The following is a 19,511-nucleotide window of genomic DNA, read 5'->3' as shown; positions in this document are numbered from 1 at the left end:
GCACTCGACGGAATTCTTTCTAACTCTGACGCTTGGAGACGATCGGCTCTAACATTCATTACTCGCTCCCCTTGCATTGTCGCCGGGCCCTAACGCTGGATGTGGGAGGCCAGTCTTAAGTGTCGAGAGTTGGTAATACCAAGATCTTCCGAGATCCATCATGGCATTTATGTCCAGTCAAAGAACAATGCTCTGATCAGAGCAATTTGGCAGAACGACGGGGCACGGACAGAAGGATAGCGCTTCCGCCAAAAACCATGATTGATCCAATTCTCAAGAACGCGTCGGAACTAGGCTGGCGATGACCTTATATCCCGCGAATAGCTACCGAGTATTCCGACACTGTTTCGTGTCTAGGCTCCGATGTCGGTTTCCGGCCCCTCTTGAGCGATCCCCTCATCTACAACCTTCGCCAAAGGGTTCTTCATTAGAGCATGCTTCGGGTCATGCATGATTGCGAGGAGGTCAGGTTTGAGTTCACTCCATGGTTTTGGCCAAGGCTGGCCAGCAGGCCTGGTTATGCCACGGTCTCGAAGCTCCCGTTTGAAGATGTCGGTGACATAGCTCTCAAGCTCTAAGCGCGAGCGAGGGCCTGTATAAGCAATCCAGTGGCCGTTCTTAAAGACTGACACTGTGGATTGGGGACCTATACGGGCAAGTGTCCGGGGCTCATAATGAGCGGTAGTCATATATGTTGTCTTCTTGCCATGTCTCGTCTCGTCATTGATCCACGCGCCAATCTGAATGGAGTTGGGACGTAGGGCTATCCAGTTCCATTTAGCGATTTTCATACCGTGTCTCCTATCGACACACAGCCGACCCTATTGCTTCACGCTCGAGTGCTATTCAATCCGAAGCCTCGTCGCCTGCGCTGTAAAGGGCACGATATTGGTCCACGAATTTCTGAACGCGGTCACGCGAGAAGTCGTGGATGTGCGCCTCCAAGTGCGTGATTGCATTCTCCAGAGATTCACCCTCAAAGCCAGTATGGACGATCCATTGAGCTACGTTGCCCTCTGGCGTTGCGCCGCCAGTGCGGAGAGCGCCAGAGACAAGCGGCAAGCCATGCATGTGCGACCATTGGCTACTCCAAACTCGCCACCGTGTGCGCTCAATATGATCACGGGGCAGGCCAGAAAACGCTCCTGGCGGCAAGAACCCGACAGCGACATTGAGGATAGGATGACTAGATGCGTCCCTCAGTGGCACGTCCCAGAGGATGACAGCATCTTCGCGTTCAATGCGCCCGTTTCTTAGGCGGTCAGCAAGGCGCTCAATCAGAAGTGTGGGGCAACGTTCTGAGCTCTTGCCAAGACCAGTCCAGCGCTCGGGCCAGTCCGACGCGGGCAGCGATTCAAGCAGTTCCACAATGGCCTCCAATGATCCGGGTTTTCCTTCGCCAGCTCCAATTTCGCCGGCGCGCCGACGAGACGCTCCGCGCTGCCATCTGAGGATCAATGCTGAAAGGGCACTTGAGGATCTTCGGGGCAAATAGCTCAGTCTGATGGAATGCCATGAAACGTGTCGCTAAATGGCAGAGTTCACGTCGGGCGTTATTGAGCCTCTCTCTTTGAAATTCCCTCTCGTGCTCATCCAACCCATCGAATGAATGGGCGTCTAAGGGAAGGCCATTTTTATGAAAAGACAGAGCAACCGCTATCTCAGACCGGAGTGTAGCGAAGGCCACCATCGGCTGAAAAACCAACGTTGTAATTAACCAAGCGAGGATGCCGCCTGCAAAGCCCCATAGTGCCTCTTCCACTAGTGTCCCTTCCATTTTCCTTCACCAAATACTTGTTTGGTAGGTCTGTGTCTGAAGTCCGAACTCCCTTCAGCGCAGGCGCCGGTAGTGCTCGGCCGTGAACTTCACGTCATCGTTCAGGTCGGACTTCTCCGCGACCCAAGCCAAGTAGTCCGCGGGGACCTCGCTCCATGGCATGCCCCGGTGCTTGCCAAACGTGACGCGAGGTAAAATCGCCGGCTCCATCGTCCAGGCCACGAGCTCCTCGACGGTGGCAAGCTCCAACAACTCGCGCAGGAGAAAGACCGTGACGTAGGCATCGGGCAGGGCGCGATGGGCGTTGCTGGCGAACACCGAGCACGAGCCCTTCGGCCGGAGCCAGTAGCGAAGTGCTTGGTTGCTGTGAGCGGGGGCATCGGGCCAGACCCGCAGTGCGCACTTGTAGGTGCAGATCACTGGGCGCCTATCCAGCTTGTCCCCAAGCCATTGACCATCGAAGCGCCAATTATGCGAGGCGAACACGTCAATGTCGGCGTCGCGGAAGTAGTCGAGATAGTGGGGCAGGAGTTCCTCAAGAGGGCGGCAGTGGCCCACGTCCTCACCGGTGAGGTGGTGCACGGCCGACGCCTGAGGCGGGATCTTGATGTGGGGCCGGACAAGGTCCGATCCGATAGGAACAACCTCTCGGCCGATGAGGTCGACTGCCGCGATCTCCACCACTGCATCATCAGGGCTGGTCCCGGTAGTCTCGAGATCGAGGACGCGGAAGCGGATGGGCTTGTCGGAGTAGATGGTCATGGCCGTCCTCTTCTCACTGACAATAAGTGCTCTTCGCTTGAAATTCTGTAGCGTCAAGCCAGCAAGTTTCCGGTGCCGGAGAAAGTAAGGGGCGGCCTGTGCCGCCCCTTATTCAGTTGGGAGGTCTATTCATCTTGCTTAGCAGTCTGTTGCCGCGAAGCTTCAAGCACACGCTGAAGGGTCTTCACGCACCAAGCATTGAGAGATTGATCCGCATCAATAGCAGCTTCAGAGAGACGCTTCTTAAGAGACTTACTCATACGCAAGGTAAGAGTAGTATCCTCATCTCCTGCCTCCTCCACATCAAAGTAATCATAGATCTTCTTGTTGTTATACTTTTCGAGCCACGCCATAGCCTTTTCCTTAGGAAGGGGCTCAATGGCATCCCTCAAATCAATCTCTTCGTTGTGGGGGTTATAGTATTCCTCATTATACTTAACAATAAAGTATGCTCCGTATCTAGTCTTATAAAGAGCCTCGCAGTATGGATACGGATCATCATCCCTTTCCGCAAAACACTCTTCGTGAATCATTTCTGACGTCGCCGTATTAAAGGACTTTCCGTTAATGACCTTTTTGATCGGCTTTTCGCCGTTGGACTTGGCTACGGGGTGGATGCGCTTGATATCCATCGCCACACCTTTGTGTTCATGTGATTATGAGATGAACATGAGGCCGATGAGATAAGAAGTCAAGTCACATGACTGCATATTTATTTAGTGACTTGAACACAATGATCAATTAGCGCCGTTATAACGATTAAAGCATTTGTTAAGCCCGTAGCCGTGAGATTGTCGAATGGCTTACATTATAGGAGCGGGCGATCTCGGTTAGGGGCTCGCCCGCTTCGCGCCGAGCCAATGCCTCTCGCCTCTGATGCACTGTCAGCTTCGGCTGGCGACCGAGCTTCACGCCTCTGGCTTTTGCCCGCTCACGCGCTTCGCCCGTTCGAGCCCGGATGAGCTCGCGCTCGAACTCCGCCAATCCCCCGAGCACCGTCAACATCAGTCGCCCGTGCGGGGGCGCCTTTCTTCGCGATCTCGTCGAGGACGTCGAGCAAGTCGCGGGTCGAGCGGGCCAAGCGATCGAGTCGGGTGACGAGGAGCACGTCGTCACGCCGGAGTAGCGATGACCTTCCTGAGGTGGGGGTGGTTGACCCGGACACCAGGGATCTTTTCATTAAAGACTTTCTCTATCCAAGCTGCCTTGAGCTGGTCGACTTGGCCTTGAGGATCTACCCCTCAGTTGAGACGGAGGTATAGGCAATTAGAGTATTCATCCTTTGGAGAATGCGCTCTGCACCTGCCTCCTGCCTCCAGTGGTTTCCTTGATCACGCAGGAATGTATACTCAGCTTACTGGGGGGCTATCGCATGTATAGACGTCAACAATCCTATCACTACGGCAAACGCCGCTGGCCAATTCCGGCACCACGCCAAGCAAAGAAGATGCTCGGTGTGGCTGTAGTCGGCTGGGTGTTCGTCGGGGCTCTGCTGGTCCATGACTTCATTGAAAACGGTCGCGCTGACCTGACTGGCTTTCTGGTAGTTGGGGGGCTCCTTACCTTGGGGGCCGCATTCAGTTGGAGCCTCTCTGCCCTTACCGCAATCAGCCTCTCGGGGCTGCGGTCGAACTTCCGGAAGGCCAAGCAAGCTTCTGGAGGGCGTGGTGGTGCTGTCTTAGGTAGAATAACGAGAAGGGCTTCAGGTCCTTGGGAGACGAGCAAGCCAGCGCCAGAAAGCAACTTATTTACGATCGGGCGTCAGCCTAGAGGCGGGGCGAAAACGCGGCTTCCGCGCTGGTCGTTATCGATCCCCCAATTGCTTCTGGTGGGGCTTGCCGGCGGCGCAATAGCCGGAGGCCTGGCGTTCAAATTCTTTCCGTCTTCCCAGCTCTTTACCCAATCCCACTCAGGTTCTGGAATCTCCTCTGCCACCTTCCGGTTATGTGGATCTTCGCTCGAGCGTAACTGCGTCATCGACGGAGACACGGTCCGTTATGAGGGAGTGAAGATCAGGCTCGCTGACTTCGACACGCCCGAGATTTCCAGCCCGAAGTGCACCTCTGAACTAGAACTTGGCCATAAAGCGAAGCTCCGCCTGCTGGACCTGATGAATGCTGGCCCATTCGAAGTTGCCTATCACGGCCGACGGGATGAGGACGTCTACGGACGCAAGCTCCGTATAATATCCCGCAACGGTCATTCGGTAGGCGAAACGCTGATCGCCGAAGGCCTAGCACGCCCTTGGGATGGAGCCCGCCGAAGCTGGTGCTAGAAGTTCACAGTCCTGGCCGATTGACCGCACCACACGTCCGGGTTGGCGAGGCAGACTGGCCGCAATTTCGGTGAATCCAATCGATTGAGTTCAGCATCTAGGAGGAATGAGTATGCCGTGGGGGCCTTTCCAGGAGCAAAGGATTTATAGTCGACGCCGTGATATCCATGCGGTTTATGGAGGCCAACAACAAGGCGGCATCTGCACGCCGGGTGAGCACCCCGTCATAATCGTCTTCACTGGCGAGAGCGGGGAGCAGCACGGCTACGCAGATGGTTGGACAAGCGAGGGCACCTTTCGCTACTTCGGCGAGGGTCAGGTTGGCGATATGGTCTTTCAACGCGGCAATCGCGCCATTCGCGACCACCTCATTGACGGCAAGGACCTCCTCGTTTTCCAGACACGAGGCCGGGAAGGGGTGCGGTTTCTAGGGCAGTTCGAATGTGCTGGCTACAGCTTCGAGACTGCACCCGATCGAGAGAGCAATCATCGCCGTGCTATTGTCTTCGAGTTGGTTCCCAGCAGCGCCGCAGACGAACAGATTGAGACAGAACACCCGGCTGACCAAGCTGAGATTGACCTCTCAGCTCTGCGCCGACGGGCTTTCACGGCTGCACAAAGCACGCCTCTGGCCACTGGCACCGAGGCTCGGCGCAGCCTTTACCGACGATCAGAGGCAGTGCGTCGCTACGTTCTTGCGAGAGCTGCAGGGGTATGTGAGAGCTGCAATCAGCCGGCGCCCTTTATGACCTTAAAAGGCGAGCCATATTTAGAGCCTCATCATACACGGCGCCTTAGTGATGGTGGGCCAGACGATCCTCGCTTCGTCGGAGCAGTCTGTCCAAGCTGCCACCGCGAGATCCATTATGGCGTCCATGGCCAATCGAAGAACGACGCTCTCATTGAGGCGGTTAAATGCAAAGAGGCTAGTATCAAAGCATGAGCCATCTTGCGGATCTCCAAGCGTTCTACTCTATTCTAGCTGAACTTGGCCGACGGACAGGCGAGGCAAGGCCGCTCCGATCCGAAGGAGAAAGGCGACGCTGGCCGCGGAGAGGTGTCTATTTCTTCTTTGAGCCTCATGAAACTAGAACAACTTCCGGCACGGGACCCCGTATCGTCCGGGTTGGCACTCATGCTCTCAAGGTTGGTGGGAGCGCCACACTTTCTGTTCGGTTAAATCAGCACCGTGGAGCTATCAGAACCGGCGGCGGGAACCACCGAGGCTCAATTTTCCGTCTCCTGGTCGGTCTTGCGCTTTCCCAGCGAGACGCGAGCATCGCAGTCGCAACTTGGGGGGACAAGAAGATTGAGCGTAAGGTTGCGGCACCCAAAGAGATGCAACTTGAGCGCGAGGTAAGCCAATATATAGGAGCGATGCCGGTGCTCGCGCTAGAAGTGCCTGACGAGCCGGGGCCCGATAGCCTTCGCGGCTACATAGAGCGCAATGCAATAGCTCTCTTGAGCGGTTTCAACTCGAGTGAGGCGGACAAGCCATCGAACCATTGGCTTGGCTACCACTGCCCACGCGACCGCGTGCGCAGATCCGGTCTCTGGAACAACAACCATGTCGATGAGACATATGATTCCCAGTTCCTCGGCATCATGGAGCAACTGATGCTCCAGCAGGCATCCTTCGAAAACGAATGAGCAACGAAGAGCGGATTCTTGAACTGCTGTTTGCTGAAAGCGGCAAGGACGACGACGAGCTCTCCTTGCGTTCCGGTGTGAAGCCAAGGCAGCAGGTCAATCAGATCTGCCGGCGGCTAGAGGCGAAAGGTCTTATTACGCGCCGCCTTGGGCCAAAGGGTAAAATTCTGAACTATGCGGTGCATAGCTGGGAAACAGCAGCCCCGTTGAACCAAGCGCTGCAAGCCCGCGCCAAAATCGGGTTAGATCAGATCGAAGCGGGTAAGAGAGGTCTACTCCAATGTGAGCCGGTGAGAACCCTCTTTCTAGTGCCTTGCTCGGCGTCAAAGTCAGATGGCGGACTTCCTCATTCAACGGGTCCAAGGCTCACTGATCATCTTTCGGAAGCAGTCAAGACACGATTGATTCAAGCACGCCAGGCAGTCGCCCGCCGGGCATACCTGAACGAGGAACTCTTACGACCAGCACTAGAACGCTATCAGGGCCATTTCTACCAAGTAGCAAGGGAGAAAATCAGAGAGGCGCGCGGGCGTGGCATCCACATTCTGATTATCAGTGGCGGGTATGGAGCGCTGTTGCCGGAGGAGCCCATCGGCAACTACGAGGCAGCCTTCTCGTCAAATTGGTGGCCGAAGGGGCTCCTGAGCGATGTCGTCCAGGCCTATGCTGCTCAACATAAGATCTTGTCGGTTCGAGCAATCGTTGCAGCGTCGACGACCTATCAAAAGGCTGTTGCCAGCATCGATTGGGCTGCCGCTGGCATTGACGACGTGGTCGTTGTGAGCCCTCAGGTTTCCGGGGGAGGGCAATGATAAAGAGCCCTCGGGCCCAAGCACAGGCATTCTGCGCGGCTTTAGACGGGGAGCTAACTGATGACTGGACAAGCCCGGATGGCATTCCGCTTTGTGCAGTCTCTCTCAGCAAGCAATAGTGAACTGCTCCGTAGCCGGCCTGACAAGATGCGCACTGAAAAAGCCCTCAGGACTCCTCGAGGCTGCTAGCTGATGCCACACGGCGGATAAGACCGCTGAGCCAGAATTCGCTTGCACGGTTCGGCCGGACATCTTCCGAGACCCAGATCTCTACGACTTCGAGATCTTGCATTGCCTTTAACTCAGTCCGGAGCGCCTCCTCAGTCATATCAGTGAAATGACGGCCGTCCTTATCACGGTCTGATGCACCATGCTTGAATGAAACATACCACATGCCTCCGGGCCTAAGAGCTCGCTTAAACTTACTCATTATCCCCGGCAATTCAGCCCGTGGCACATGGAGCAGGGAGGCGCTAGCCCAAATCCCGTCGAAGTAGCGGTTCCACTGCATGTCCTGAAAGGTCATCTGCCGGATCGGCAACCCAGTATGAGCAGCAGCCAAACGGACCATCTCTGCCGACGCATCGAACGCCTCGACTTCGTAACCTTGTCCCACGAAGGCTTTTGCATCGCGGCCGGATCCGCAACCTGCGTCCAGAATGCGACCACCCCTCGGAACATGCTGCAGGAAGCGGTTCTGGGCAGCGCTCATGTCCGCACTAACGGTCTGGGCGAAAAAGCTCTCGGAATTGCGGTCGTAGAACTCAATTGACATCGAACACCGCGCTCCCCCTCTGCTCCGGCTTCCAATCATGGATCCGCAGCTGTTTCGCCTCTGTATGAATTGCCTGGAGAAATCTTGAACGCTCCTGAGCCGACCTACCCGTTTGTAGCATGAGTGTTTCCCGGAGCGGATGGTGGCTCTGGATCAGATATTCATTTCGGGCGTGCAGCCGGCTGAGCAGGGTGACAGAAGGAATCCTGTCGGACTTCCCATCGGTGCCGCGGTTGCAGTCAACGCAGGCCAGCACGAGGTTCCAAACTCCATCAAGGTTGCCTGGAAGAAAGCGCTTGAGAACATGCGGGATAAAGTGATCAACGTCGGCCAATGTTGTTTCGCCTGGCACGATAGAAATGGGCGCAAAGCAGTAGAAGCAGTGTCCCTTCTGGTAACCATTCAACGCATGGCGGCACGAAGTGACGGCCTGCCGCCTATGTGACTGGCTGACGAAGAGGTCCTCTGTCTGATCATCGAAGGCGATTAGGGATCGACTGAGGCCGAGCTCCCAGGCAGTCTCAACCAGCCGCCAACGAGACTCTGTTTCATGTTTCAGCCCCTCGGGTGATGAGGCACTGTTGAGACGCCAGAAATCGTCTGTTAAGCGAATACCGCCATTGGTTCGTCGCTCATCCACAAAGAACCGATTTGGAAGCTCGCGAGCATCGAGATTGTGGAAGGCATCTATGACGTTCACGAACCCGAGTTTCGCTGTCGCGTTGCGCAGTTGATCGTCTGTTAGCTCCCCGGCGTTCCATCGCTTGCAAGCCTCAAGGAAGCGGCTCGAGGAGTTGGTTGCCTGGCGCGGTGCAATCTTGAGGTGAGCACAAACTTCACGTGCGAAAGGTAGCGCAAGCTCCTCTAACTTGATCAATTCACCGGACGGCGAAAGTGACAGCAGCGCTTTTGACAAGGCAAATTTGTATGAGGCGGCGTTACGTCCAAAGAGGATGATAGCTCGCCATTGATTTTCGAGTGTGGGCTCAAGATCGAGAAAGTGTCTCGTCATAGAGGTAACCGCATAGAAGCTGATACAGATAGGTTGAATCCACAATACTACTTGCTACCCCAGCAGAAGCTGTGAGCCTCTTGTGAAAGTGAAGATTATTGTTCATGTCCGCGGGTTCTGCCTAGAGCTTCTTCAGGATCCTCAATCCTTCGCGGACCTCCTCAATCCGTTGACGTCGCAGATTTTGGTTTAGCCATATACCTTGCGCCGTTGGGTGCGGCAGGTCATCATCAAAAGGTATATCGTATTTGGCCATGCCGTCGCGAGCGACGCTTCCATAAGCAATGATTATCTGAGGCTGCCAAAAGGCGATCTCTCTCTTAAGCCAGTTAGCACCCAGCTCGATTGCTTCAGCATTGGGCTTTTCGGCTTCCTTCCCTGCTTTTTTGAAGGTTGTGCAACGAACCATATTCGTGAATATGACCTGCTGCGTAAGCTCTAACGGTGATAAGCGACACAAGCGGCATGCCTCGATCCGAGCCGTTGAAAGTGTGTTGGAGAACGGATTATCCCTCTCTAGGATTTCCCCGGAAAGTTTCCAGAGCCTCTCAACTAATTGACGGGGCGTTGCCCCAGCTTCAAGGCTTTTCTCTTTCAAGACAGGATCGCCTGGATTCTGCAAAACGAACACCCATTTGAGGGATCCTGGCTTTGCGCGGGTGAAGGTGCCCCTGGGCCGGCAGCCTGGCTCATTTCTGACCTTCGCACCGTGGTATCCCTCAAGTATCTCCGTATAGAAGTCGTGAAACGGAACCGTCATCCTAAGCTCCGAAAGTCGTCTTTGCAGGTTCCGAGGTTGCCACAGCTCATGTTCTAGGCCAAGGCAACTAGAGACTAAGCCAGGCGCGGTCACGTGGTTCAATATTGGAAGAACGAAGATATTGGGCCGCGCTGGGGCTATATGGGTCCCTCTGAGGCTGGAGCTTCATGACAGAGAATGGAAGGACTCGCCCCGGGTTCTACAAGTGGCTCAACAAGTATGGGATGGCCATTGAGGATGAGACCGCGATCAAGGCTGTGATTGATTTGAACCATCGTTGGAATGAGGTAAGGAAATCCCCTGTCTAGAGAACAGGAAAGAAGCGTCCAGCGGATTTGGTCAAGGGTGGTCCTCGGTAACGAGCATCGAACTAAGTGCCGGATTGGTCAAAAAACGTCGGAGAGGCTGTTTTAACTTAACTCGCCTTCAACTCGCTTTAACCGGTTGGAGCCCCGCCCGATTGTCCGGATTCGACGGAAGTGAACTTCTTTTGCGTCTCGGCAGTGTCGGAACGCTTGATCCTGGTCATTTTCACAGGACTCCAGGGCGTGGCACAGAGTATGCGCAAAGAAAATCACCGGCGCGACTGACTAAGGATATTCCTCGACAAGGCAATGTTTTTTCAGGAAGCTCCTTTAACCGCGACCGGCGTTAACCTGCTTTAACCGGCGGGTCGCTCGACAATATTGCTTAGGATGACCTCCTAGGACGAGCGCCGAGGAGGTGCTGGACTCATAGCCGAAGGCCTCCGAGCAGCATCACTCCTTCTAGGACTTCGCCTTGTTTGGCTCTCTCGCACCACGACTGACGCGCTGGAGGTAAGTCTCACACGCACACAGCCCGTAGAATCCATTCTAAGAGCCGCTGAGTGCGTTTTCTGGCGCTTGGGCTACCTACCCGCCCGCGAAGCACCACGACTCTCCTCGTGCTTTCCTGAAGCAACTTCACATGTGGAAGGCATGCCCCGCACGTCATCGCAGAAACCCGAGCTCCGAAACCGGAGGTTCGAGCCCAAAGGTTGAGAAGGCGCAAAGCGGGATCAGACGCCTGGTAATCCGGAGTAGTGCTACTTTCAGATTAGGGAGCCGAGAGGGCAAAGCCCGCGAGGAGGGCTAAAGTATCATCTACCTCTTTTTCCTTGTTAACCTCTCCGGAGAGAATGTTCAAACGAGTGACGATCCGGGAGCGAAGCGACCAGGATCGTCGTTGGCGAGCGAAGCTCGCCGTGAAAGGGGAAACGTCGTTAATATATCTATATACTCTTCTACTGTTTATATAGTCTATATAAAGGAATGGCGAATGTCCCGGAGTTTCGGAAAAGCTATGTGACCCAAGGACTTGCTCGTCTTGGGTCACGCAGGGTCAGGCCGAGCGCCGAAGGTCAGGGTGCGTTAGGCTGAGCGACTTGGATCACGCAGTCTTGCCCCTATCCAAGCGTCTTGTCAGCTTGTCCGGATCCCAGATACCACCCGGCTTCTCCAGATGGAGGATCACCTTGCTCCATGCGCGGATCTGGTGGCGAGTAACTGACTCCCTGGGATAGCTCTCGTTGTAGACTTGCGCGATCTTAGCAGGGCTCGCCTTCGGACCATATTTGCGATGAGCCAGCTGACGAGCCTTCCACGCTTTGACGTAAATCTCCTCGTTACCAGGGAGCTGCTCCACGCACTTGTCGCCGCGAGGTTTCTTTGTGCCAGCACGAAGCAGCCTCAGGCGCAGCACGCTTTCACGTTTGATCGCGTCGAGAGCTTTATACTCCTCAGTCTCTCGCTCAGCGCGCTTGGCTTCCTTCTTGGCTTCGTTGCGAGCGGCGTCTCTGCGAGCTTTGCGGTTCTTACTCTTGATTTTCTGCTCCGTCTCCCACCATTCCAGATACGACTTGTAAGGATGGGTTAGCGCGAGGCGAACCGCTTCCACTGTCTTGAGCTTCCTCTCAAACTCCCGGCACATATTGTTGATGGCGCGGCTCCAGATCCAAGAAAACTCTTCTGCTAGGTCCAAGTCGAGGGTTAATAGCTCCTCCAAATCCTTCTCTGTAAGGTAAGAGTAGGGGAGCTTATTGCGGTAGGAATCGCGGCTCGCGTAATCGCCATAATCTACATAGGCTTCATAATCTACGTAGTCTTCATCATCGTCATAGTAGGACATCATCAAACTCCATTGTGGATGATGTCTACATAACGGCCGATAGGCGGCTATGCGGCTTGGGGCTCAAAATGTGCCGCAAGCCGGGTATGCAAATATAGTCGCGCATAGCCACGAAATCGTAGTTATATAATATGTTTTGCCAAATTCCTGACCGATGGCACAATATCAGCCAATGCGAGCTAGGAGATCGACGGCCCGGAGGTGAGTATATCGGCTCAGCATGCGCATCTCTTTGTGGCCGCTGATTGTGCTGACCTCGACCACGTTCAAGTTCTTCTCGAAAAGGCGTGAGATTGCTTCATGGCGTAGGTCGTGGAAACGGAGGCCCTGCACACCAGCTCGGGCTTTCAGCCGAATCCAGGCTTGCTCGAGAGCGCCCTCGGTTAGCGGGAATGGACGATCGTTCGGTCCGGCCATCTTATGGTAGAGAGCTTGGAACGCCTCAGTAGCCCTCATAGAAAGTGGCACATCGCGGCTGCTGCCGTTCTTTGTGATCTCCAGGTGGGCAACTCGCGCCTGAAGATCGATGTCGGTCCACGCCAGGGACAATAGCTCTCCTCTGCGCATCCCAGTCTCAATTGCGACGATCAGAAGTGACTTGAGGCAAGGTGTCCGGCCCGTATCGCACGCATCGAGGAGCCGCTGCTCTTCATTGCTTTCTAGCCTCCGGTTGCGAGCGTTTGCTATCGTGGGTCGTCGAATCCGCTTCACCGGATTGAAGGGAAGGTGATAGCCCCACTCGCGCTGAGCGACTTCAACAGCGTGGGAGATGATGGCGAGCTCTCGGACGACTGTCGAGGGTGCCACTGCCTTTATGCGCTCGTCCCGGTAACTAGCGATGTCCGCGCTGCTAAGGCCAGCAAGGGTGCGATGACAGACATCATGGCGGACCAGGACATCAATGCGCTCGATTTCCTGCTGTGCCCCTCTCTTGGTTGGGGAGACCTCATCGCGATAGCGGGTGAGGAGGGCGCCCAAGGTGATGTTCTCGGCAGGACGAGTGTCAGGCGCGCGCCCGAAGCGGTCGACCTCCGCCTCAAGTTCTCGCGCCCAACGTTCGGCTTCTGCTTTGGTGTCAAACGACTTGGCTCTTGGCTTCATGCCTTTGCGGCGAACCGCAGCCTGCCAGCGCCCACGTAACTTTCGAATTGTTGCCATCGCACCCTCAACGGATCAGTTCAGAATGCGTAGGACGCCGGTGCAGGCCCGCCAAGGATTTTCCCGGCGGGACTGCAGGGGGAGTTCTTAGAGGCTCTCGAGCTCTGGGAACGGGCGCTGTGATCCGGAGACGAGACATGTCTCATCTGACCCAACAACCTGTCCATTGCGGATGTAGATTGCCGTTGACTTCCTGCCTGTATAGGCACCCATCCGATTCTTTGCGTTCGCTCTGACGCAGACCAACCATGCTGGGAGGCCGGCGTAGCTGCTCATCACAGGCTCTGTGATCGCAGCATCGCGAATGCTGTAGGGATCAAAGTAACTCTCCCGCACGTATGCAACGACAAGTTGCTTGTAGTTCGACGGTGGGCGGTTTGCCTGTTCAACGGCAAGTGGTCCGTTCGCGCCAGCCAGCTGGCCGACTCCGACCTCAGCTGATGATCCATCTGAGAATTTGGCAGTCCCACGCGCAGACACGAGGTCCGGCTGGAGGAGCGCCGTAAACGAGGCAGTGCGTCCATCGCTGCAATGGACGTCGGGCGCGTGGATCGTGCGGCTGTTATCTGTTGTGTAGTTGCCCTCGCACGTGGTGCCTTTTGTATTTGAGACCTTAACGACTCCGGAGAACGGTGGTCCTTCTGTGCGACCGCGGAACACCTCGCCTTTCGAGGTCGTGACCGCAACGGGTAAGGTGATGGTCGGAGCGCATGCAGTTGAAAGACTGATCAATGCAGTGCCTACGACGAAAGATAGCACTCTCACTATTGTTGCCCCTGTTGCCCTATAAACTTCATAACATTCTTCTCGAGCCCACTTCAGGCCAACCTAAGAGGGCACGATTTGCTGTCTAGCTTGAGGGGATAATGTTCGCAAGGACAGGGAAGGGTGGCAGGTGAGCAGGCTCTTAGGAGGAAGGGCACGGGTGCTATTGGCCCGCTTAAAGAGTTGTTCCGGAAGCGCCGCGAATGCGCCTCCCCAATCACAAACTTGATCTAGCACAGTCCGCCCAGGGATTACGGCCCCAAAAGCCCTATCAACTCAAAGGTTTAGGCTGGGCGCCATAGGTGCGCGAGTATTTGCGTATGCCGCACTTCGAATGCGGTTCACAGCTAGTGATTCATTGCCGTCGCGGGTTGAGCTGCTTTCGATGTGGCAATGTTCAGGCCGCATGCCGCTGTGATCGCTTTTGGATCAGCGCCCGCAAGCCTGCCACATCGCTGGGATTATCCATTCTGTGGATCATCCTGTGGCAATTAGAGCAGAGCACCGCAAAATCAGTGGCGGCGTTGTAGTCCACGCTCTCGCCTATCTGGAGTGTTGAAATAGGCCGCAAGTGGTGGGCTTCGATGAACCCGGTGCCGAGATCCCCGTAAAAGTCGGAATAGTCAAAGTCGCATGCTTGGCACTTAAAGCCGTGAAACGCCTTCGCCGCTGTGCTAGCCGCAGGGTTTCTCTCGATCCGCTTGTGGACCCGATATCGGCGCTTTTCAGTTACCGAGATGTTATCAGGAACATCGTTTTCTTCGTCGCTAGCTATACCTAGAATACTCTCCCAAAATTCAGGAGAAATATCAATCGACGTGTAGGTTGTAAAATGATGCCCTACTGTTCTCGCTCCAATAATATCGCTAAGCAATATTGAGTTTGGGAACATGATTACTTTATCGACTGGGCATTTAATCTTTAACCACTTCTTTGTTATGCTTCGGCGAACGTCCGCGGCCGGGCTGATCCTGGCGCTGGCGAGCTTCGCTGCAGCTAATTCCGATGTGCGTCTGGCGAGTATGCCTGAATTTTCGAAGTGGTTGAGAAGACCCTTATAGTCGCTGGCGTCTACAAGTGTCGCGCCATTGTAGGCACCTACGATACGCTTTTCTTTATTCGCGGGGTTTATTGCGTAGAACAGAATATCAAAGGTCTGCCCTGCTTTTACTCGCGGGGCTGTATACACGTAGCCGTATACATGGCCCTTGTAGGCGTCGGATAACTGGAAGTTCCATTCCTCATGGGCATATCCATGAGCTCCCGCGTAGCCCTTGTCGAGTTTTGCGGAGCCGTCTGGGCGCTGCCATCCGCTTGTGTTCCAACAAATCCTTTGTAGCACCGCTTTTGGCATTCCCGCCCCCATCAAAGTCTTTAAGGGTAGATTATTGTCCTGTTGATCGGGCGCAACAGCAAATCGTTTGAGCTACACATTCGTTGTGAATGGCGCCATTGAAACGTCAGGGGAATGCCGAGGCAGCTCATGCCTTCCCCATACAAGTTGCTGGCCTTAAATCGGCTTTTTGAAGGGGGATGGCTGGGTAGCGGGCACTGAGCGTATCCGCTGTATGAGGACGGCATGATATCGCGTTGCGTGCCCTTTCTTTCCCCATGCCGCATCCGGGTCATCAGGGTGGCCGTCTAATTGCCTGCCTACAGCTCCCTCGTCCGCGCCTTGGAACTCATGCCAATCAAACATGAAGCCTGGGTGCTGTGCCGCGTATGTCCCCAGGGCTGCTTTAAGATTGCTTTCGACTGCCTTGGCCTTTGCGAGCACACGATCCTCTGTGATCCAGTTTTCGCGAGCTGGCACATGGACTTGAAAGGCAACTATTCCGAGGGTCCGGTCACAAATCTGCGGTTTGAAAGCCGTCAGAAGGCGAGAAATCTTTGATATGTCTCCCTGAATATCTGCAAAGCGCCGAACCCTGATCTTGAACTCGATCACGGCAATGGGCGGGTTGAGCGAATCCTTGACCGTGATGTCGGCTCTTGTTCCCCGAAAAACGGACTTCTTGACCTGCTGAGCATTCAGGAGATTTACGAGATCCTTGTATGGGCACTCTACCGCAACATCAGTGCTAAATATCTCGGCAAGCGATCGGGCGGCGTCCGTAGTGAGGATATACTCTGTCTGAACAGGGCCGCCATGATACTCTGTTTGGAAGACCATCAGTTGCTTTGAAGTTTCGATTCCGAGGCGAATCTGTTCGAGTGCGGTCAAGTGATTGCTATCAAGTTGCATTTCGGGCCCTTTTTGATGCGCCGCTCTAACGCTCCCTCAAGAAAGAGCCAAGCTGCTCTGACGACAGCTACGTCAGCGCTGTCCCGGTTGTCTGGCCCAAATTCTCGGGGACGCCCGCCGGGGCATGAAGATGTTATTAGGTGACTCTAACTTTACTTGTCTCGCTCGCACTGCGTTAATCCTCACGCCCACCGCTTTTTAGCAAGCAGATCAAGCAATTCCTCAGCGCTCAAGCCTGTTGCGGCCACCGCACGGCGAGCAAACGAACGGGATGAATTTGCAACGTTCTCGGTTGAATGCTCGACAGGCAGTCCCGCTAAGTCTCGCAATCCCTTGCTCAACATTGTCCAGCTGCTGTGGGTCGTTTTCTTCAGGGCCTTAAGCACCTCGTCTGGGGAAGCACGGGAGTGGGGCTGTGCAACCAAATCGACGGCTTCTTCAGGGCGATTGGTCGTATCTAGCGAAATCCTGCTGGCTCCTTCCATCAGCACTCTTGCAACACCTCGCAGCATCTCGGCTACAACCTGGCGGAACTCGTCGTCAGTCATGGCAAGGCCCCTTGTTTAAGATCACCTGATGATGATAATCTCCCCATTAGGTGATCACAATGGTCTCCTCTCGCCGAGGCCTGGTCAGTTCGGAGAAGAGGGCATAGGATGTTGCACGAGCGGTTTACGGTCGGAGAGGAATATACGCGTTCCGACATATCTGAGATTGTTGAATACCCGATCGACAGCAAGTATCCCACCGGAATAGAAGTAATACCAGGACCAATTGGATCTCCCCAGGGTGTGATATTACTGGTCACATTAGATAAGACGACTATTCAAGAGGACTACGATTACTATGACTACTTTTTTATGGGTGGAAAGAGATTTCGTTGGGAGTCTCAGCGTCGCCACGGTAAAGATGCGCCGGTCCTAGAGATCCTCAAGACCGGTTCTGTAGAGAGCATGCTTTTCTGCCGGGTTACTCAGTATGCCGCTCCTAATGTCACGCGACCGCATACATATTGTGGACGGGTCAGGTGGCTGAATTCGTTTGAGGAGCATCCGGTCAAAGTCGATTTTACATGCCTGGATTATGTTGCGTCACCGCAAGGTTCCCTCGCTGAGTTGTATAGCTGGGAGCGATGACCAGGCCGACTGAAAAATTCAAGGCAGCGGGGCCACGCCGGTCACCCTGCTGCTTGGCTTTACATCGGGACGGGGGTCTTCTCGCTTTGCTCTAATTTGGGTTCACAGATCCAGCAACTGGGGGCTCGTTCTGGCCAAAAGTGGCCTCGAGGGAAGGGCCGTCTCAGGCGTGCCGCGATTGTGGCCGTCGCACACCAAACAGCAAATAGCCGCTCATACTTCAACCCTTAGGCAGAAGTGGCAGCAGCTAAGATGTTGAATATATTAACTTAAATGGCGGAGAGGGGGAGATTCGAACTCCCGATACGGTTGCCCGTATGCCGCATTTCGAGTGCGGTGCATTCAACCACTCTGCCACCTCTCCGGGGTGCGAAGGCCTTGGGACCCGCTGGTTGAGGCCGGGTGGATATCATGGGCTCGGCGGCTCTTCAAGCACCTTGAGGCATGTTTTTGCGGCCTTTTTGATTGACAAAGCTCAGGGCAGCCCGTAGATAGGCGTCCTCTATGAGCGGGTACGAGTGCCTGCTCGTATCCATGCGGCTGTGCCAAGCGGCCGTGAAACGAAGCCGGAAACTGCCAAAAAGCCAATCCTGCGGGCCAAAAGCCTCGTCGAGATTTGGGTTAGAACACGAGGATCAAGATGTTCGCAGTGATCAAGACCGGCGGCAAGCAGTATCGCGTTGCCGCCAACGACGTCATCACCGTCGCCACGCTCGCGGGCGAGCCGGGCACCGCCGTTACGTTCGACCAGGTTCTCATGGTCACCAACGACGGCACGACCCAGGTGGGCGCCCCCCTCGTCGAGGGCGTGACCGTGGCCGGCGAGGTGGTGGAGCACACCCGCGGCGAGAAGGTCATCTCCTTCAAGAAGCGCCGTCGGCAGAATTCGCGCCGCAAGCGCGGGCATCGCCAGGACTACACCGTGGTGCGGATCACTGAGATCCTCGCCGGTGGCGCGAAGCCCAAGAAGGCGGCCGCCAAGAAGACCACCAAGGCTGCGGCAGAAGACGCTGCGCCGGCCACCGCTGAATAAGCGTAGGCAACTGACACAGAACACGGGAGTACACCCATGGCTCACAAAAAAGCAGGCGGTTCGTCTCGCAACGGTCGCGACTCCGAAGGCCGTCGTCTCGGCGTCAAGAAGTTCGGCGATCAACAGGTTGTCGCCGGCAACATCATCATTCGTCAGCGCGGCACGAAATGGCATGCGGGCGCCAACGTTGGCATGGGCAAAGATCACACGCTCTTTGCTACGGCTGACGGTCGCGTCCGATTCCTTACGCGTCAGGGCCGAGCATTCGTATCGGTCATTCCGGCCCAAGAGGCCGCAGAGTAAACGGCGAGAGCAAAACGAAGGAGCTCCCGCCGGCATCACACCGACCCGGCGGATCTAAAGCTCCAAATAGGCCCAAAAAGCCAAGCTCAGATCCGAAAACCAACAGGGGAGGTGGGATGTCCACCTCCCCTTCGTGTTTTCCGGGCCAGGGAGGCCCAATTCGGATCGGAGCAAGAACCATGTTTCCCGACCTCACCCGTGACGATGTTTTCCGTCTCGAGACTCGCCGCCTGTGGCTGCGTTGGCCTCGCCTTGCGGATGCACAAGCCGTCGTACGCCTTGCCGGTGAGAAAGCTGTCGCGGACATGACGGCCCGAATTCCGCATCCGTACCACCCGGACCAAGCCGAGAGGTTCATCTTCCAGGCCCGGCGGTCCAACGCTAACGGCGAGGGGCTGCAGCTAGCGATCACCCCCAAGGGCAAGCCCAACAGTCTCATCGGCATGGTGGGCATCGGCCCTGACCCCGAGACGGGCAAGCCCAATCTCGGCTATTGGCTCGGGATGCCCTCATGGGGCCAGGGCTATGCCACGGAAGCGGCGCGCGCTTTGATCGATGCCTTCTTCGCCTATGGCGAGGGGGACGAGATCACGGCCTGCGCCCGGGTGATCAACCCGGCGTCCCGGCGTGTGCTGGAGAAGTGCGGCTTTGCCTACCAGGGCGCGGGGCTCTCGCAACTGCCCGCCCGGTGCGGCCTCTATCCGGTCGACCATTTCCGTCTCGACCGGCGAACCTGGGAGAGCCTGAAGGCCTGGGGGCATACGGGCTTCATCCCTGAGCCCGCCTCCGTCGAGGTCGAGATGGACCGCTCCATCTCGCTCGCGAGCTAACCAGGGCTTAAAATCCTGAGGCGCTCCCGAAACCATTCGGGGGCGCTTCTCTTTTGTCTGCGTTGCTCGC

The 19,511-nt window shown here is 55.7% G+C and carries 21 protein-coding genes, 1 tRNA gene and 1 pseudogene; 8 read left to right on the top strand and 15 right to left on the bottom strand.

Features of this window, described 5'->3' with window-relative positions:
- Nucleotides 1–353: 353 nt before the first annotated feature.
- From AA309_RS22805 to AA309_RS36730, 6 genes and pseudogenes are all read right to left on the bottom strand, one after another.
- Nucleotides 354–791, bottom strand: a complete 438-nt coding sequence (locus AA309_RS22805; RefSeq protein ID WP_047191320.1) for a hypothetical protein — start codon at nt 789–791, stop codon at nt 354–356.
- Nucleotides 792–846: 55 nt separating this feature from the next.
- Nucleotides 847–1,368 carry a hypothetical protein gene (locus tag AA309_RS34550; protein WP_150117699.1) on the bottom strand — a complete coding sequence of 174 codons (522 nt, stop codon included), beginning with the start codon at nt 1,366–1,368 and terminating at the stop codon, nt 847–849.
- A 463-nt stretch (nt 1,369–1,831) separates the two neighbouring features.
- A complete protein-coding gene (locus tag AA309_RS22790; RefSeq protein WP_047191317.1) occupies nt 1,832–2,539 on the bottom strand; it encodes an exonuclease domain-containing protein in 708 nt (235 codons plus the stop codon).
- A gap of 125 nt (nt 2,540–2,664) precedes the next feature.
- On the bottom strand, nt 2,665–3,171 hold the full coding sequence (locus AA309_RS22785) for a toxin-antitoxin system HicB family antitoxin (protein ID WP_047191316.1): 507 nt from the start codon (nt 3,169–3,171) through the stop codon (nt 2,665–2,667).
- 139 nt (nt 3,172–3,310) lie between these two features.
- Complete coding sequence (locus AA309_RS36735) at nt 3,311–3,421, bottom strand: helix-turn-helix domain-containing protein (RefSeq protein WP_244470456.1); 111 nt, start codon at nt 3,419–3,421, stop codon at nt 3,311–3,313.
- A gap of 87 nt (nt 3,422–3,508) precedes the next feature.
- Nucleotides 3,509–3,719, bottom strand: a pseudogene (locus tag AA309_RS36730) (recombinase family protein); the annotation flags it as partial.
- Nucleotides 3,720–3,911: 192 nt separating this feature from the next.
- On the opposite strand from AA309_RS36730, the gene AA309_RS32410 reads away from it, so the two are divergent.
- The 4 genes from AA309_RS32410 (at nt 3,912) to AA309_RS22765 (ending at nt 7,276) form a co-directional block, all read left to right on the top strand.
- Nucleotides 3,912–4,814, top strand: coding sequence for a thermonuclease family protein (locus tag AA309_RS32410; protein ID WP_244470451.1), 903 nt, complete (start codon nt 3,912–3,914; stop codon nt 4,812–4,814).
- Nucleotides 4,815–4,920: 106 nt separating this feature from the next.
- Entirely contained in the window at nt 4,921–5,757 is an 837-nt protein-coding gene (locus AA309_RS37300; protein WP_342027977.1) for an HNH endonuclease, read from the top strand.
- Nucleotides 5,754–6,464 carry a GIY-YIG domain-containing protein gene (locus AA309_RS38050; protein ID WP_047191314.1) on the top strand — a complete coding sequence of 237 codons (711 nt, stop codon included), beginning with the start codon at nt 5,754–5,756 and terminating at the stop codon, nt 6,462–6,464. Before AA309_RS37300 ends, AA309_RS38050 begins: the two co-directional genes overlap by 4 nt.
- Nucleotides 6,461–7,276 carry a helix-turn-helix domain-containing protein gene (locus AA309_RS22765; protein WP_047191313.1) on the top strand — a complete coding sequence of 272 codons (816 nt, stop codon included), beginning with the start codon at nt 6,461–6,463 and terminating at the stop codon, nt 7,274–7,276. The genes AA309_RS38050 and AA309_RS22765 overlap by 4 nt, the downstream gene beginning before the upstream one ends.
- A gap of 166 nt (nt 7,277–7,442) precedes the next feature.
- Here the strand turns inward: AA309_RS22765 and AA309_RS22760 are convergent, their stop codons facing one another.
- The 8 genes from AA309_RS22760 to AA309_RS22725 form a co-directional block, all read right to left on the bottom strand.
- Nucleotides 7,443–8,051, bottom strand: coding sequence for a class I SAM-dependent methyltransferase (locus AA309_RS22760; protein ID WP_047191312.1), 609 nt, complete (start codon nt 8,049–8,051; stop codon nt 7,443–7,445).
- Nucleotides 8,041–9,063, bottom strand: coding sequence for an HNH endonuclease family protein (locus AA309_RS22755; RefSeq protein ID WP_047191346.1), 1,023 nt, complete (start codon nt 9,061–9,063; stop codon nt 8,041–8,043). Before AA309_RS22755 ends, AA309_RS22760 begins: the two co-directional genes overlap by 11 nt.
- A gap of 121 nt (nt 9,064–9,184) precedes the next feature.
- The gene (locus AA309_RS22750; protein ID WP_047191311.1) at nt 9,185–9,823 is read right to left on the bottom strand and encodes a uracil-DNA glycosylase family protein; all 639 of its coding nucleotides are present in this window, start codon (nt 9,821–9,823) and stop codon (nt 9,185–9,187) included.
- A gap of 1,410 nt (nt 9,824–11,233) precedes the next feature.
- Complete coding sequence (locus AA309_RS22745; RefSeq protein WP_150117698.1) at nt 11,234–11,974, bottom strand: hypothetical protein; 741 nt, start codon at nt 11,972–11,974, stop codon at nt 11,234–11,236.
- A gap of 162 nt (nt 11,975–12,136) precedes the next feature.
- Nucleotides 12,137–13,129 carry a site-specific integrase gene (locus tag AA309_RS22740; RefSeq protein ID WP_047191309.1) on the bottom strand — a complete coding sequence of 331 codons (993 nt, stop codon included), beginning with the start codon at nt 13,127–13,129 and terminating at the stop codon, nt 12,137–12,139.
- Between the two features lie 1,162 nt (nt 13,130–14,291).
- Nucleotides 14,292–15,248 (bottom strand): HNH endonuclease, encoded by a 957-nt coding sequence (locus AA309_RS32405; RefSeq protein WP_052954935.1) that lies wholly within the window; start codon nt 15,246–15,248, stop codon nt 14,292–14,294.
- Nucleotides 15,249–15,404: 156 nt separating this feature from the next.
- Nucleotides 15,405–16,139 carry a hypothetical protein gene (locus tag AA309_RS22730; RefSeq protein WP_047191308.1) on the bottom strand — a complete coding sequence of 245 codons (735 nt, stop codon included), beginning with the start codon at nt 16,137–16,139 and terminating at the stop codon, nt 15,405–15,407.
- 182 nt (nt 16,140–16,321) lie between these two features.
- Entirely contained in the window at nt 16,322–16,687 is a 366-nt protein-coding gene (locus AA309_RS22725; RefSeq protein WP_047191307.1) for a hypothetical protein, read from the bottom strand.
- Between the two features lie 108 nt (nt 16,688–16,795).
- Between AA309_RS22725 and AA309_RS22720 the strand changes: the two genes are divergently transcribed.
- Nucleotides 16,796–17,275 carry a DUF3427 domain-containing protein gene (locus AA309_RS22720; RefSeq protein ID WP_047191306.1) on the top strand — a complete coding sequence of 160 codons (480 nt, stop codon included), beginning with the start codon at nt 16,796–16,798 and terminating at the stop codon, nt 17,273–17,275.
- Between the two features lie 274 nt (nt 17,276–17,549).
- Here AA309_RS22720 and AA309_RS22715 read toward each other — a convergent pair.
- Nucleotides 17,550–17,639 (bottom strand) — tRNA-Ser (locus tag AA309_RS22715).
- Nucleotides 17,640–17,915: 276 nt separating this feature from the next.
- On the opposite strand from AA309_RS22715, the gene rplU reads away from it, so the two are divergent.
- The 3 genes from rplU to AA309_RS22700 all read left to right on the top strand — a co-directional run bounded on the left by rplU (nt 17,916) and on the right by AA309_RS22700 (nt 19,441).
- The gene (rplU, locus tag AA309_RS22710) at nt 17,916–18,308 is read left to right on the top strand and encodes a 50S ribosomal protein L21 (protein ID WP_047191305.1); all 393 of its coding nucleotides are present in this window, start codon (nt 17,916–17,918) and stop codon (nt 18,306–18,308) included.
- A 36-nt stretch (nt 18,309–18,344) separates the two neighbouring features.
- Nucleotides 18,345–18,611 (top strand): 50S ribosomal protein L27, encoded by a 267-nt coding sequence (rpmA, locus tag AA309_RS22705; RefSeq protein ID WP_047191304.1) that lies wholly within the window; start codon nt 18,345–18,347, stop codon nt 18,609–18,611.
- 179 nt (nt 18,612–18,790) lie between these two features.
- A complete protein-coding gene (locus AA309_RS22700) occupies nt 18,791–19,441 on the top strand; it encodes a GNAT family N-acetyltransferase (RefSeq protein ID WP_047191303.1) in 651 nt (216 codons plus the stop codon).
- The last annotated feature ends 70 nt before the right edge of the window (nt 19,442–19,511 follow it).

Origin of the sequence: Microvirga vignae (genome assembly GCF_001017175.1) — a bacterium.
Lineage (GTDB): Bacteria > Pseudomonadota > Alphaproteobacteria > Rhizobiales > Beijerinckiaceae > Microvirga > Microvirga vignae.
This window is presented reverse-complemented; position numbering and strand designations above follow the sequence as displayed.

Excerpts from the sequence above, each read along its gene's own strand:
- AA309_RS22805 (WP_047191320.1), bottom strand. The coding sequence starts at position 791 with ATGAAAATCGCTAAATGGAACTGGATAGCCCTACGTCCCAACTCCATT.
- AA309_RS22790 (WP_047191317.1), bottom strand. The coding sequence starts at position 2,539 with ATGACCATCTACTCCGACAAGCCCATCCGCTTCCGCGTCCTCGATCTC.
- AA309_RS22785 (WP_047191316.1), bottom strand. The coding sequence starts at position 3,171 with ATGGATATCAAGCGCATCCACCCCGTAGCCAAGTCCAACGGCGAAAAG.
- AA309_RS32410 (WP_244470451.1), top strand. The coding sequence starts at position 3,912 with ATGTATAGACGTCAACAATCCTATCACTACGGCAAACGCCGCTGGCCA.
- AA309_RS37300 (WP_342027977.1), top strand. The coding sequence starts at position 4,921 with ATGAGTATGCCGTGGGGGCCTTTCCAGGAGCAAAGGATTTATAGTCGA.
- AA309_RS38050 (WP_047191314.1), top strand. The coding sequence starts at position 5,754 with ATGAGCCATCTTGCGGATCTCCAAGCGTTCTACTCTATTCTAGCTGAA.
- AA309_RS22765 (WP_047191313.1), top strand. The coding sequence starts at position 6,461 with ATGAGCAACGAAGAGCGGATTCTTGAACTGCTGTTTGCTGAAAGCGGC.
- AA309_RS22760 (WP_047191312.1), bottom strand. The coding sequence starts at position 8,051 with ATGTCAATTGAGTTCTACGACCGCAATTCCGAGAGCTTTTTCGCCCAG.
- AA309_RS22755 (WP_047191346.1), bottom strand. The coding sequence starts at position 9,063 with ATGACGAGACACTTTCTCGATCTTGAGCCCACACTCGAAAATCAATGG.
- AA309_RS22750 (WP_047191311.1), bottom strand. The coding sequence starts at position 9,823 with ATGACGGTTCCGTTTCACGACTTCTATACGGAGATACTTGAGGGATAC.
- AA309_RS22745 (WP_150117698.1), bottom strand. The coding sequence starts at position 11,974 with ATGATGTCCTACTATGACGATGATGAAGACTACGTAGATTATGAAGCC.
- AA309_RS22740 (WP_047191309.1), bottom strand. The coding sequence starts at position 13,129 with ATGGCAACAATTCGAAAGTTACGTGGGCGCTGGCAGGCTGCGGTTCGC.
- AA309_RS32405 (WP_052954935.1), bottom strand. The coding sequence starts at position 15,248 with ATGCCAAAAGCGGTGCTACAAAGGATTTGTTGGAACACAAGCGGATGG.
- AA309_RS22730 (WP_047191308.1), bottom strand. The coding sequence starts at position 16,139 with ATGCAACTTGATAGCAATCACTTGACCGCACTCGAACAGATTCGCCTC.
- AA309_RS22725 (WP_047191307.1), bottom strand. The coding sequence starts at position 16,687 with ATGACTGACGACGAGTTCCGCCAGGTTGTAGCCGAGATGCTGCGAGGT.
- AA309_RS22720 (WP_047191306.1), top strand. The coding sequence starts at position 16,796 with ATGTTGCACGAGCGGTTTACGGTCGGAGAGGAATATACGCGTTCCGAC.
- rplU (WP_047191305.1), top strand. The coding sequence starts at position 17,916 with ATGTTCGCAGTGATCAAGACCGGCGGCAAGCAGTATCGCGTTGCCGCC.
- rpmA (WP_047191304.1), top strand. The coding sequence starts at position 18,345 with ATGGCTCACAAAAAAGCAGGCGGTTCGTCTCGCAACGGTCGCGACTCC.
- AA309_RS22700 (WP_047191303.1), top strand. The coding sequence starts at position 18,791 with ATGTTTCCCGACCTCACCCGTGACGATGTTTTCCGTCTCGAGACTCGC.